Here is a 13,059-nt window from a genome sequence, read left to right on the forward strand (position 1 = left end):
AGGAAAATCATGATCACAGTAGAAGACAAGATAAGGACTTTTTCGAAATATGTTTATGAAAAAGAATTGAAGATAAAAGAGGACGTACTTTCCGAAACAAAGGCTAGACTTGATCGTATTGTAGAAGAAAAACAGAAAGAAATACTTGAAAAATGCAGTACTTTAGAAACTAAGCAAAAGAAAAAAATTGAACTTGAAGCACAAAAAAAAATATCCCAGGCTAAACTAAAAGCCAGAGATGAAGTTTTTGAAGTCAAGAACATGATGATGGAAGATCTGATTTCACTTGTCAATGGAGAATTAAGATCATTTACCGAAAGCAGTGAATATGAAGAATGGCTGATCCGATTATTGGATTCGAACTTTACAGGAGATCATGATTGGACAAAAGTTTATTTGGTGCTAAAAGATCTTGAAAATTATGCTGGCAGACTCAATTTGAAATATCCGAAGGTTGATTTTTTAGAGATGGACAATTCTAATATCGGGGGAGCTGTCTTGGAATCGTCAAAAGGCACTGAAAAGAAGGATCTTTCATTAAAAACAAGGCTGGACGAAAGTCACAACGAAATTGGATTACTTCTCCAGGAGTCTTGGGAGAAAGGGGATCAGTAATGACTGAAAACGGAAGAATCACCATGATAAACGGCCCTGTAATCAGAGGCAGAGGCATGTCCGGATTTAAAATGCGGGAAATGGTAATGGTCGGAAACAAAAGGTTGATAGGTGAAGTAATCATTCTTGAAGAGGATACTGGTATAATTCAGGTCTATGAGGAAACTGAAGGCCTGAAGATTGGTGAAGAAATTGTATCCACCGGAAAGCCTTTGTCGGTCAAATTGGGACCGGGCATGATCGGAAATATATTTGACGGCATTCAGAGACCGCTTCTTAAAATAGACGAAGTAAACAAGGATTTCATACCTGAAGGCATTGGGATGATATCCTTGGATGAAGAGAAGTTGTGGGACGTTGAACTTACGGTGAAACAAGGAGATAAGCTAAAAGAAGGAGAAGCTTTTGGTTATGTGGATGAGTCTGGTCTTATTCGCCATAAACTGCTGGTCCCACCGGAAAAAAGCGGAATTGTACTTGAGATCAAAGATAGTGGAAAATATTCAATGGAGGATGTTCTGGTTGTTTTGGATCAGGATGGAGTCAGACAAGAATTAAAAATGTATCACGAGTGGCCTGTTAGAGTATCTAGGCCGGTAAAGGTAAGAAAAGAGATTCAAGAACTGCTAACCACTGGACAGAGAGTTCTGGATATGTTTTTCCCTTTGGCCAAAGGCGGTACTTGCGCTATTCCAGGAGGATTCGGAACGGGAAAGACAATGACTCAGCATCAACTTGCCAAATGGTCTGATGCGGATATCATTATTTACATCGGTTGCGGTGAAAGGGGAAATGAGATGACGGAAGTTTTGGAAGATTTTCCAAAACTGATAGATCCAAAATCCAATAGGCCGTTGATGGAAAGAACTGTCTTGATTGCTAATACTTCAAATATGCCCGTAGCAGCAAGGGAAGCGAGCATATATACCGGAATAACCATGGCCGAGTATTACAGAGATATGGGATATGACGTCGCTATAATGGCAGATTCAACATCAAGGTGGGCTGAGGCTTTGAGAGAGATATCGGGTCGTCTGGAGGAGATGCCGGCGGAAGAGGGTTACCCTGCTTATTTATCTTCCAGGATCGCTGAATTTTATGAAAGAGCCGGGTACGTTGAGACACTAGGCAAAAGCGAAGGATCTGTCACTATCATAGGTGCAGTTTCTCCCGCAGGAGGAGATTTTTCAGAACCGGTAACAGAAAATACAAAGAGGTATGTCAATGTATTCTTGGGACTGGACAAGGAGTTGGCTTATGCTAGACATTACCCGGCCATAAACTGGTTGGATAGTTACAGTGGCTATATAAAAGTATTGGAGAGCTGGTACGAAGAAAATCTTTCAGACGGTGCAATTCCTTTAAGGAATAAAATGCTGGAGTTGCTTTTCAGAGAAAATAAACTTCAGGAGATCGTTATGCTGGTTGGGGAAGACGTACTTCCTGATGATCAAAGGATAATACTTGAAATATCCAAGATAATCAAGGCTGGATTTTTGCAACAGAACGCATTCAACAAAGAGGATACATTTGTACCTATAAAAAAACAATACAGGATGCTGCAAATAATTGACTACTTGTATGAAAGATGCAAAGAATCCGTCGCTTTGAATATACCCATATCAATGGTGAAAAATCAAGATTTGTTTGATGAACTGATCAAGATGAAATACACGGTCCCCAATTCGGATCTAAGTAAAATAGATGAAATACAAACAATGATAGACGACTACTACAATGAACTTAATGGAAAATACACTAATTAGGGGATGAAATTATGATAAAAGAGTATTTGAAAATCGATAAAGTCGTAGGTCCCCTTGTTGAAGTTTCAAATGTGGAAGATGTAGCTTACGGCGAAGTTGTTGACATAAAAAGTCGGAACGGTGAAATTAAAAAAGGAAAAGTTATTCGACTTGACGAAGACAAAGCCACAATTCAAGTATTTGAAAATACTTCAGGATTGTCTACTGACAACTCTTCAATAAAATTTAGGGATGAGGCATTTGAACTTCCATTATCCAAAGAGATCCTGGGAAGGGTTTTTGACGGTTTGGGAAGACCGGCGGATCTTGGAGGCGAAATATTCAGCAGGCGGAAGTACAATATTAATGGTCGAGCCATCAATCCCGTTGCCAGGGAATATCCCAGAGATTTCATACAGACTGGGATTTCAAGCATCGACGCACTGATGACTTTGATAAGAGGACAGAAGTTACCTATTTTTTCTGGAAATGGGATGCCGCACAATGAATTGGCGGCACAGATAGTAAGACAGGCGAAACTTGGCGAGGATTCAGATGAAGAGTTTGCTGTTATTTTTGCTGCCATTGGTGTAAAACACGATGATGCTGATTTCTTCAGAAAAAGCTTTATAGAAGCCAATGCGATGGATAGAGTCGTTATGTTTATTAACTATGCCGATGATCCCGTTGCCGAGCGAATCAACACCCCGAGATGTGCACTGACTGCCGCAGAATATCTGGCATTCGAGGAAGGAATGCAGATCTTGGTCGTCATGAGTGATATAACAAGTTATTGTGAAGCTCTCAGGGAGGTTTCTTCCGCTAGAGAAGAGGTGCCAAGCAGAAAAGGGTTCCCGGGCTATTTATACTCTGATTTGGCATCCTTATACGAGAGAGCGGGCATGTTGAAAGATAAACCGGGATCAATAACATTTCTGCCGATCCTTACTATGCCCAACGACGATATCACTCACCCGATACCCGACCTTACAGGTTTTATCACAGAGGGGCAAATAGTTTTGGGGAGAGATCTGTTTCAAAACAACGTATATCCACCTGTCGACATCCTGCCTTCTCTTTCGAGGTTGATGAAAGATGGGATCGGGGAGGGATATACCAGGGCGGATCATCCGGACTTGGCGAATCAATTGTTTGCATCGTACTCGAAGGTTCAGGAAGTCAGAGCTCTATCTCAAATAATAGGTGAAGATGATCTGACAGAAAATGACAAAAAGTACATGGAGTTTGGAAGGAAATTTGAAGATTTATTCATAGCTCAAGGTTTTGAAGAAAACAGGAATATAAATGAGACGTTGGATCTGGGTTGGGAAATACTTAAAGTATTGCCTGCCAATGAATTGACTAGATTAAGCCCGGAGCTTATCGAAAAATATTATAACAATTAAGGATTGAAGGTGATTCCGTGGCAAACAGAATAACACCAACGAAGGCAAATCTACTCAAAAGCAAGGGAACGATGGACTTTTCTAAAAAAGGTTTCGAACTTTTGGACAAGAAAAGAACCGTCCTTATTCAAGAGATGATGACTTTGATAGAGGCGGCAAAGAAAATAGAAATAGAAATTGAAAAAAAATTCAATGAAGCATATGAGGCCATCAAGCATGCCAGCATAACCATGGGAGTTACCAATCTTGAGGAAGTTATACTTGGTATGGAAAAAGAAAAAGATTACCAAATTAGATTCAAGAGCGTTATGGGTGTAGAGATTCCTGAAATAATGTATGAAAAATCCGAAAAATTAAAACCACAGTATGGTTTTTATCGAACCAATCCTTCTCTGGACGTTATGGTATTTGCCTTAAATGAAGTTAAATACCTTTCTTACGAGTTGGCCAGAGTTGAAACAGCGGCTCATAAATTATCCATTGAAATAAGAAAAACTCAAAAAAGGGCCAACGCCTTGGAAAAGATCCATATTCCGCGATTGGAAAAACAAATTAAATTTATTGAAGAAACTCTTGAAGAAAAAGAGAGGGAAGACTTTTTCAGATTAAAGATAATCAAGAAGAAGCGTTAAAGGAACCTTTTAATGTGATAGTTGTAAATTTTAAAGCTATGGATTATACTGTTCAGGTGGTGTTGTGCAACAAAGCGTATGGATACTGTCAATAGATAAAAATGCCATGGGTAAGTGATTTCATTAACCTTGGCATTTTTATTTATTTGTATGAAATCGGAGGTGAAACCATGATTTTAGAAACAGACAGGCTTGAATTGATAAGTTCAAATATCACTTTTGCAAAAATGACTGCAGAGTTTTATTCGAGAAACAAAGATTTTTTAAAAAATTGGGAACCGGAGCGTACAGAATCTTTCTATGAATCTGAGTATCAATTTTTTGATTTGGTCGATCAAATTAAAAATAGACGTAAAGATCTGGAATACAGGTTTTGGATATTTAAAGCAGGAAAAAGAGACAGGATCATTGGATCAGCTTCTTTAAGCGGTATAATCAGGGGAAATTTTCAATCTTGTTTTTTGGGATACAAAATCGATGGAAGAGAAACCAATCAAGGATATATGACTGAAGCATGTGAGAGATTGATTAGGTACGCTTTCGAGGATCTGAAATTGCACCGAATTGAAATAAATGTAATTCCTGATAATGATTCGTCCAACAGAGTGGTTGAAAAACTAATGTTCAGGAGGGAAGGATTCTCACCTAGATATTTGTTTATTAACGGCAAATGGAAGGATCACATACGTTACGCAATGACCAGGGAGGATTGGATCAATGATCAAAAGTAATTTTCACATTCATTCAGAGTTTTGTGACGGTAAAAATACCATCGAAGATATGGTTTTGGCTGCTATTGACCACGAATTGGAAAGTATTGGAATAACATCTCATGCGCCTATCGAAGGAGAATCTCACTGGACAATGAGTGTTGGGGATTTAGATAAATACTTTGAGGAAATCGATAGGCTTAAAAATAAATATTCTAGTAGTATAGAGATATATACATCTATGGAAATAGATTATTTTTTTGATAAGGGGTTAAATCCAAGCATGAAATACTACATGAATAGGCTGGATTATTACATAGGTTCGGTTCATGCGTTGGGGAGTGGTCGCAATGGTAAATATTGGTATTTAGATGAAGACCCTGAAAGTTTTGTTTCAGGAATAAATGAAACTTTCCATGGGGATGCAAGAAAGGCAGTAGAATATTACTACGATATTTTATCGAATATGGTTTTGGAGTGCAACCCGGATATCGTTGGTCATATGGATATTATTAAAAAAAATAATCCAGGGGGAAAGATATTTAATGAACGGGAATCCTGGTATAAAAGTGCAGTTGACAAGTTTTTGGATGTTGTAAAAACAAAGGATAGCATCATAGAGATAAATACCGGCGGAGTAAGAAGATTCGGACTGGAATGCTTTTATCCAAGCCATTGGATACTGGACATGATCAGGGATAAAAAAATCAAAGTAACTGTTAATGGAGACAGTCACGATGTCGGTGGAGTAAACTATTATTACGCTGAAACAGCTGAAATCTTAAAATCCAAGGGAATCAATGAGATATCTGTTTTCAAAGACGGGGAATGGAAAAATTCCAAATTCTGATATATCAGAATTTGGAATACTCATTCCTTGTTTTTCTATTTCTAAGAGCTTTTCTTTGTCTTATAATTCTATTTTTTCTTTCTACATATAATCTAAGCCCGATGTAAATAATAAATAAGAATAAGATAAAAATTAAAAATATTGTTTTTAATATGCCCAAAAAACTGAAGGGCTTCGAGATCGCAGTTGCAGCGAGCAAGTCGACCGCGCCTATTTCAGATCCGTTGAAAGTATAAACGATTTTGCCTACCGATTCACCTTTTTCAAGAGGAAGAGAAATTTCATCCGGCAAAAATATTTCGGATTCAATGGTTTCCGATTCGTTCTTAGGGATGGTATAACTGAATTCTTGAGACGAAATCAGATCTAAATTGTCTTTGCCTATTTGGATGGTTTTCAACAATTGATTGTTGTTGAGTAGTTCAATTCGTTTGAATCCGTTGAATCCAAATTCCAACATTGCGTTAGTATCGTTGTATGTCATGGTACCGATACAGTTCAGTACGACCGTAATCAATGTTAGATCGTCTTTTTTTGCTGCAGTTACCAATGCATTTCCCGCTTTTGTGGTATACCCGGTTTTGCTTGCTATTACGTTTTCGTTGTAAAAGTTATTTTGCGAACTTTGCAATAGTTTATTTTTGGTCCATAGGTATCTGGTATCCTGATACGCGGTCTCAGGAATGACATAGTTTCTTCGGGTCATGATTTCGGTTAGTGCCGGATATTTGATCACTTTTTGCAGGATAAGTGCCATATCTTTGGCTGTAGTGTAGTGATTATCATCATGAAGACCGTTTGGATTTGTGAAATTGGAATTGACTGCTCCCAACTCTTTGGCTCTTTTAGTCATCAATTTGCCAAACTCTTCTACGTTGCCACTGATGTGTTGGGCGATAACTACAGCGGCATCATTTGCAGATTCGATCATTAGAGCATTTAACAACTGTTCGCCTGTTAACTGCTCTCCTGGGATCAGATAGATTTGGCTGCTGCCTTGTTCTATCAAGTTTGGAACGTCTTCATTAACTGTTAAAATTTCATCCATGGCAACATTTTCCATGAACAACAAAGCGGTAAGGATTTTAGTTGTGCTGGCAGGATAAAATGTTTCATCGCAATTTTTTTCATATAGGATCTGTCCAGTAGTTCCATCCATTAAAATGCCGGTAGGAGCTTCAATGGACGGTTGGGCAAAAATCGGGGTGCTGCCGAATATCAACATATATAATAAAATATTCAATAGAATTTTTTTAATCATCGGATTCCTCCAAAAATAATCTCAATTAAGTATAAGTTATTATAGTTAAAAAATCAAAAAAAATAAAGGAAATTAATAAAAGATAAAGAATTATATTTTTGGAGGTGAAAATTTGATTTTTAATAAACTGGGCGACAAAAAAATAATTGTGATTATAGTTTTGGCAGGAATTTGCCTATTTGCAGCTATTTATTCCAGCCAGATGACAAAAGAGGACATATCTTTGGAAACATTGAATTCTGGGAACATCAAGGAGAAAGAATACGAGATTCAAAACCAGATCAAGAAAGAAACGGAATCGGAAACAGTCGAATTTGAAGAACCTAAAGACGCTGGAGTTGAAAATATTTATGTGCATGTTTCAGGTGAGGTCGAATCCCCGGGTATAGTGGAAATCAGTGAGGGGTCCAGATTATTTGAAGCCATTGAGATGGTTGGCGGTTTAACGGAGGATGGAGACATGGATTCGATAAATCTGGCATCGATAGTAGTAGACCAGCAAAAGATTGTAGTTGGAAACATAAACGATAAATCTCGAGTGCTAACAACGAACGGTGACTCAAGTCAAGGAGATGGATCGCTGATAAATATAAATACTGCATCCAAAAGTGAATTGACAAAACTTCCCGGTATCGGTGATGTGATAGCTGAAAATATCATCGATTATCGTGAGTCGAATAATTTTTTCAACTCAAAAGAAGAAATTAAAAATGTGAAAAGAATCGGTGATTCCATTTTCGATGAATTAAAAGAAATGATAACTGTAAACTAAAAATAGGCTGGATATATTTTTTCAAACCAAGCAAACGAAAGCCGTTGATCAAAGGATGATTGAATGAGGCGTATGTTTGTTTTTTTGTTTATTGAAGGTTTGTTGATGTTCTTGTTAGTTAGTTGTGAAAAGCTGTATTTCATTTTATTATGGGCGATAGTATTCGGACTACAACTGGCTTTGTCAAAAAATAAGGAAGAAATAAAGCTGATCTTGGTTGCTGCGCTGGTATTTTCTTTATCCATATCAATTAGAACTGCAAAAATCGATGCTCAAGCCGCTGATTATCGGGATTACTCCGAATCTGAGATTTTTTGCACGGTTATTAGCTTTCCAAAAATAAATAACGAAGAGATCGTAGTTGATTTGAAAAACATCAATGACAAAACCACATTACGCTGTTATCTAGATCGTGAAGTGATTGAAAAAATACCGGGTTTTGGGGATAAGATTCTTGTGTCCGGCAATGTAAAAAAACCGCCCGAAAAAAGGAATCCGGGAGGTTTCGATTACAGGCTATACCTAAAAGCTTACAACATCGATTATCTTATTTATGCAGAGGCTGCATCTGTACTGGAAGAACAGAGTAATTTTGCCATCAAAAGCATTTCTGATTTGAGGGAACGTATAATAAGAGTATTGGATTCCAATCTGGAAGAGAATGAACGGGATTTTGCAAAAGGAATACTGTTTGGTGAAAAAAATTTGAGTGATGAATATGAAGACATGTTTGTAAAAGCAGGCATTTCACATATCCTGGCTGTTTCCGGCTTGCATGTGGGAATAATTTACAGTTTTTTTTACACGGTGTTTACTTGTTTAAAAGTCTCAGTTAAGGTGCAATTTGCTGTTTTATCCATATTTTTGATTTTCTATTCCTGCATGTGCGGTTTAAGTGTTTCGGTAGTAAGGGCTTCTTTGATGGTTCTTATAAATATGTATTCAAGAATTACAAAGTACCACTACGATCCCATAAATGCAATTTTTCTTGTAGGTTGCATAAATCTGTGCATAAATCCATATAAGGCAACTATGGTCTCTTTTTTGTTGTCCTATGGAGCTGTATTTTCAATTTCAGTTTTTTATCCTTTAATTGCTGGTAAATTCAAAATTAAAAACTTTATCATAAAAAATGTTTTTCTCGGATTGATCCTAACGATAACAATCCAGATTTTTACATATCCGATATTGGCATGCAATTTTAACGGAATTTCCCCATTATCGATTATATTGAATATTTTAGCAGTACCTTTGGCAGGAGTTTTGCTGATAGCTTTGATTATTGGTGTTTTCCTGGCAGCTTTAGCTCCTTTTTCGGCGGATATGGTTTTTGGGTGTCTCAGTATGATTATTGACTTGATTTTTATCCTTACGAAGTATTTCTATGATCTGCCTTTTTCATACATCAGAGTATTTTCACTGGAGCCTTTGATCATCTTGATGTACTATATGTTCTTGTTCTATGTTTTTGGATATTTTCAATTTGAGAACAAGTATAAAAATCTCATGCCGATTTTGTTTGCTGCAATGTTCATGTGTGTGTTAATTGGGAATCATTTCAACGATAAAAGCTTAAAAGTAACATTTTTTGATGTGGGACAAGGTGATTCTGTGTTGATTGAAATGCCTGGAAATATTGATGTCCTTATAGATGGTGGAGGTAATTTAAATAAAAATGTTGGAGAAGATGTTGTATTGAAGGCGCTCTTGCATAAAGGCATAAGTGATTTGGATCTTGTGATTCTCACTCATACACACTTTGACCATTCGAAAGGTATACAGGAATTGATTGGAAATCATAAAATCAAAAGACTCGTTTTGAATAATTTGGAAGATGAAAAAGATTTTTCCTTTCTGGAAGAAGCGACAAAAATGAAAATTGATTTAATAAAGTCGGAAGAAGGTGACATATTCAGATTTGGAAAACAAATTTCACTGGAAGTAATATATCCACTTATAGGAGATGAATATGTGGATTCCAACAACAGTTCTCTGGTAACCAGACTTGTTTATGATCAAATATCATTTATATTTACTGGTGACATCGAAGAATATGGAGAAAGAAAAATAATTGAAAGAAACAATGAAATTCAGAGTACTATTTTAAAGGTTGCGCATCATGGAAGTGACAGTTCAACTTCAGAAGCATTTTTGGATAGTATCGATCCCAAGATGGCTGTTATTAGCGTCGGAGAGAACAACAGGTACGCTCACCCTGCAGATAAAACACTTGAATTAATGAGCAATAAAGGTATAAAATACTATCGTACTGATTTGAACGGGGCTGTGATGATTGAAACAGACGGTAAAAAGATTTGGACGGAAATTACATGCGAGGAGTAAATAATGAATTATAAAGAACTGATGGCAGAAATTAAAAATAACGAATTTCATAGCATTTACCTATTGTATGGCGAGGAGTATCACATATCTGCTTTAATGGCTTCAAATTTAAAATCCGCAATTATAGATCCAGCATTTGAACAGATCAATTTTATTAAAATTGATGAGAAAGTTCAAACAGCAGATGAAATTGTCGGATTTTGCGAGACCTTGCCATTTATGAGCGATAGGAGAATGGTACTTGTATCTGACAGCCCTTTGTTTTTTGGAGGCGGCAGTGACAAGGAATTGGATAATTTGATCGAATACATAAAGTCACCCAATAAAAGCACATCTTTGGTATTTTTGAATAGAACTGTCGATTCAAAAAGAAAACTATTCAAGGCACTGCAAAAAAATGCCGCTTTGATAGAGTCAAATAAATTGAACAGATCTGATTTACAAAAATGGATATCAAAACGTATAAGACTTTCTCGAAAAAAAATCGATGTTCGTGACTTGGACCATCTAATTCAAAGCACTGACTATTTAAACAAAGACAGTAAACTGAAGTTGGAAGACATCGACAATGAAACTGAGAAACTTATTGCTTTCGTTGGTGACAGAGAAATAATAACTCGAGAAGACATAGAAAAAGTCATTTCAAAAAGTGTAGAACATAATATATTCAGAATGCTCGATCATATTGGGACAGGAAATCTAAAAGATGGATTGGAGATGCTGGATTATCTTTTGGATAGCGGAGAGCCGCCAATTAGAATACTTCAAATGGTAGTAAGACAGCTTAGGATGATCTACAATGCAAAAATTCTCAAGAATAAAGGATACTCGCCAGACCACATTGCATCTGAAATGAAGGTAAGGACTTTTATGATAAATAACGCTCTCAAGCAAGGAAGAAGCTTCAATCATGACAAGTTGAATCGTGCATATGGGAAATGTGCTCAGATAGACGAATTGCTCAAAAGCAGCAAGAACGATCCTAAAATTATGCTTGAATTACTGCTGTATGATTTGAGATAAAAAAAAGGCTACCTTAGGGTAGTCTTTATTTTAGACACTATGTGGGAAATACAGAACGGGGTTACATCGCATTTAGTTTTCTAGCCAAACTGCTTTTTTTTCTGGCAGCGGAGTTTTTGTGCAGTACACCTTTTGCAACGCCTTTATCCAAACTTTTTACTGCAGTTTTGTAAGCTGTTAGAGCGGCCTCAGAATCTTTAGACTCAAGAGCTGATTCGAATTTTTTGATATTAGTTTTTATGCCGGTCTTAACACTTTTATTTCTGGCTGTTCTTAGCTCTGCGATTTGAGCTCTTTTCATAGCTGATTTTATATTTGCCATGTTTTCACCACCCCTCATTCTTTATAACATTAGATATTTTATCACTTGAGAACCTATAATTCAAGACTTATTTTAAAATAATTAGATTGAACAAATTTAATGGTCAAACATCCAAATTGTGTGATTTGTAACATCCAAGAAATTTATACGTGGGACTGACAGACTCGAGTTCTTTTAAGACCTCCTTAACTATCGGGTCTTTGATACTGCCCTGGATATCAACAAAGTATGAATAGACCCAGGGGGTATTTTTGGCCGGTCGGCTTATAAGCTTCAATAAATTTATGTTATTTTTTGCGAAAAGTCCCAAAGCTGAATATAGTGCTCCCGGCTTGTGAGGGGTTGTAAAGTACAAACTGATTTTATCCGCATCATCATCATAGGAAAAATTCTTGGATATAATGATGAATTTGGTAATATTGTTGAAATAATTGTTTATGTCTGTGGCCAATATTTCCAAGTCGTACAGATCGGCAGCCAATTTGCTGCCTATGGATCCTGTAGTATGATCTGATTTTTCCTTTATCAATTTAGCACTGACGGCGGTATTTGTTGTTGGAATGGGATCTATGTTTCTGGCTCTTATAAATTTGCTGCATTGATCCAAAGCCTGCTGATGCGAATAAACTATTTTGATTTTATCTAGAGAAGTCCCTTTGACCCCCATCAAATTATGTTTTACTTCGATGCATCTTTCTCCCACGATGTAAATATCTTTGCTGGAGATTAAATCAAATACTTCATAGACTCCACCGGTCGTGGAATTTTCAAATGGAAGGATCCCGTATTCAGCTTCTCCCGAAACAACAGCATCAAAAACATCGGAAAACAGCATTTTATTCATGCAAGTTACGTCATTGCCGAAGTATTCTCTCATAGCCTGATAACTGTAGGAACCGGGAACACCTTGATAAGCAGCTTTGTATTTAGTCATAATTACCGTCCTTTTAAATTTTATCTAAATTATATTAAATTGGAAGTCAAGAATCAAGAATTAATATAGGAAATGGTAATATTTAACTTCCTAAAACGAAGATAATGGTTTATAATTAAATCAAACAACTCCTGAAATGCTCGAGTAGTTCTGATATTTTGAACCTACAACATTTTTAAGGGAGTTCGAAGTTTCCAATAGGATGTCATGCCCTTTAGGGGGGAAGACAGAGCATTGGAACAGGACACCCACCTAGATTTTTCTAGGCGTCAAAATTCAGACGACGACATTTCGGGAATAAGCACCTGCAGGTGCTTATTTTTTTATGTTTGCGCGCCATGGGCGCGCTCTAACGGGTGCAAGTCCCGAGCACACCTAGGTAACGAGGAAGTGCATAGCTAAACAGCAAGGGTGTTTATCGTGAGGTGAAATCTGAAGGAAGCTGT

12 protein-coding genes and 1 other RNA gene are annotated in these 13,059 nt (G+C 36.9%); 10 read left to right on the forward strand and 3 right to left on the reverse strand.

Annotation, left to right across the window (positions count from 1 at the left end):
• The first annotated feature begins 9 nt into the window (after positions 1-9).
• The 6 genes from IWB18_RS05330 (at position 10) to IWB18_RS05355 (ending at position 5,958) form a co-directional block, all read left to right on the forward strand.
• Positions 10-615, forward strand: coding sequence for a V-type ATP synthase subunit E (locus tag IWB18_RS05330; RefSeq protein ID WP_195682579.1), 606 nt, complete (start codon positions 10-12; stop codon positions 613-615).
• On the forward strand, positions 615-2,381 hold the full coding sequence (locus IWB18_RS05335; RefSeq protein WP_195682580.1) for a V-type ATP synthase subunit A: 1,767 nt from the start codon (positions 615-617) through the stop codon (positions 2,379-2,381). Before IWB18_RS05330 ends, IWB18_RS05335 begins: the two co-directional genes overlap by 1 nt.
• Before the next feature lie 11 nt (positions 2,382-2,392).
• Positions 2,393-3,766, forward strand: a complete 1,374-nt coding sequence (locus tag IWB18_RS05340; RefSeq protein WP_195682581.1) for a V-type ATP synthase subunit B — start codon at positions 2,393-2,395, stop codon at positions 3,764-3,766.
• Positions 3,767-3,783: 17 nt separating this feature from the next.
• Positions 3,784-4,398, forward strand: a complete 615-nt coding sequence (locus tag IWB18_RS05345) for a V-type ATP synthase subunit D (protein ID WP_195682582.1) — start codon at positions 3,784-3,786, stop codon at positions 4,396-4,398.
• A 170-nt stretch (positions 4,399-4,568) separates the two neighbouring features.
• Positions 4,569-5,129 (forward strand): GNAT family N-acetyltransferase, encoded by a 561-nt coding sequence (locus IWB18_RS05350; protein WP_195682583.1) that lies wholly within the window; start codon positions 4,569-4,571, stop codon positions 5,127-5,129.
• The gene (locus IWB18_RS05355; RefSeq protein WP_195682584.1) at positions 5,116-5,958 is read left to right on the forward strand and encodes a histidinol-phosphatase; all 843 of its coding nucleotides are present in this window, start codon (positions 5,116-5,118) and stop codon (positions 5,956-5,958) included. Before IWB18_RS05350 ends, IWB18_RS05355 begins: the two co-directional genes overlap by 14 nt.
• 4 nt (positions 5,959-5,962) lie before the next feature.
• On the opposite strand, the gene IWB18_RS05360 is transcribed toward IWB18_RS05355, so the two are convergent.
• The gene (locus IWB18_RS05360) at positions 5,963-7,219 is read right to left on the reverse strand and encodes a D-alanyl-D-alanine carboxypeptidase family protein (protein ID WP_195682585.1); all 1,257 of its coding nucleotides are present in this window, start codon (positions 7,217-7,219) and stop codon (positions 5,963-5,965) included.
• Positions 7,220-7,331: 112 nt separating this feature from the next.
• On the opposite strand from IWB18_RS05360, the gene IWB18_RS05365 reads away from it, so the two are divergent.
• The 3 genes from IWB18_RS05365 to holA all read left to right on the forward strand — a co-directional run bounded on the left by IWB18_RS05365 (position 7,332) and on the right by holA (position 11,357).
• Entirely contained in the window at positions 7,332-7,991 is a 660-nt protein-coding gene (locus IWB18_RS05365) for a helix-hairpin-helix domain-containing protein (RefSeq protein WP_195682586.1), read from the forward strand.
• Between the two features lie 105 nt (positions 7,992-8,096).
• Positions 8,097-10,334: a DNA internalization-related competence protein ComEC/Rec2 gene (locus IWB18_RS05370; protein WP_195682587.1), complete on the forward strand. Its 2,238-nt coding sequence runs from the start codon at positions 8,097-8,099 to the stop codon at positions 10,332-10,334.
• Between the two features lie 3 nt (positions 10,335-10,337).
• Positions 10,338-11,357: a DNA polymerase III subunit delta gene (gene holA, locus IWB18_RS05375; protein ID WP_195682588.1), complete on the forward strand. Its 1,020-nt coding sequence runs from the start codon at positions 10,338-10,340 to the stop codon at positions 11,355-11,357.
• Positions 11,358-11,418: 61 nt separating this feature from the next.
• Here the strand turns inward: holA and rpsT are convergent, their stop codons facing one another.
• Positions 11,419-11,679: a 30S ribosomal protein S20 gene (rpsT, locus tag IWB18_RS05380; RefSeq protein WP_195682589.1), complete on the reverse strand. Its 261-nt coding sequence runs from the start codon at positions 11,677-11,679 to the stop codon at positions 11,419-11,421.
• Positions 11,680-11,782: 103 nt separating this feature from the next.
• Positions 11,783-12,613 (reverse strand): prephenate dehydratase, encoded by an 831-nt coding sequence (locus IWB18_RS05385; protein WP_195682590.1) that lies wholly within the window; start codon positions 12,611-12,613, stop codon positions 11,783-11,785.
• A 125-nt stretch (positions 12,614-12,738) separates the two neighbouring features.
• Here IWB18_RS05385 and ssrS point away from each other — a divergent pair.
• Positions 12,739-12,915: non-coding RNA, 6S RNA (gene ssrS / locus IWB18_RS05390), on the forward strand.
• The last annotated feature ends 144 nt before the right edge of the window (positions 12,916-13,059 follow it).

This window comes from Alkalibacter mobilis (assembly GCF_015594845.1).
GTDB classification, from domain to species: Bacteria; Bacillota; Clostridia; order Eubacteriales; family Alkalibacteraceae; genus Alkalibacter; species Alkalibacter mobilis.

What these genes read in the sequence shown, in the direction of transcription:
- holA (WP_195682588.1), top strand. Translation starts at nt 10,338, where the DNA reads ATGAATTATAAAGAACTGATGGCAGAAATTAAAAATAACGAATTTCAT.
- IWB18_RS05355 (WP_195682584.1), top strand. Translation starts at nt 5,116, where the DNA reads ATGATCAAAAGTAATTTTCACATTCATTCAGAGTTTTGTGACGGTAAA.
- IWB18_RS05330 (WP_195682579.1), top strand. Translation starts at nt 10, where the DNA reads ATGATCACAGTAGAAGACAAGATAAGGACTTTTTCGAAATATGTTTAT.
- IWB18_RS05385 (WP_195682590.1), bottom strand. Translation starts at nt 12,613, where the DNA reads ATGACTAAATACAAAGCTGCTTATCAAGGTGTTCCCGGTTCCTACAGT.
- rpsT (WP_195682589.1), bottom strand. Translation starts at nt 11,679, where the DNA reads ATGGCAAATATAAAATCAGCTATGAAAAGAGCTCAAATCGCAGAGCTA.
- IWB18_RS05360 (WP_195682585.1), bottom strand. Translation starts at nt 7,219, where the DNA reads ATGATTAAAAAAATTCTATTGAATATTTTATTATATATGTTGATATTC.
- IWB18_RS05335 (WP_195682580.1), top strand. Translation starts at nt 615, where the DNA reads ATGACTGAAAACGGAAGAATCACCATGATAAACGGCCCTGTAATCAGA.
- IWB18_RS05370 (WP_195682587.1), top strand. Translation starts at nt 8,097, where the DNA reads ATGTTCTTGTTAGTTAGTTGTGAAAAGCTGTATTTCATTTTATTATGG.
- IWB18_RS05350 (WP_195682583.1), top strand. Translation starts at nt 4,569, where the DNA reads ATGATTTTAGAAACAGACAGGCTTGAATTGATAAGTTCAAATATCACT.
- IWB18_RS05340 (WP_195682581.1), top strand. Translation starts at nt 2,393, where the DNA reads ATGATAAAAGAGTATTTGAAAATCGATAAAGTCGTAGGTCCCCTTGTT.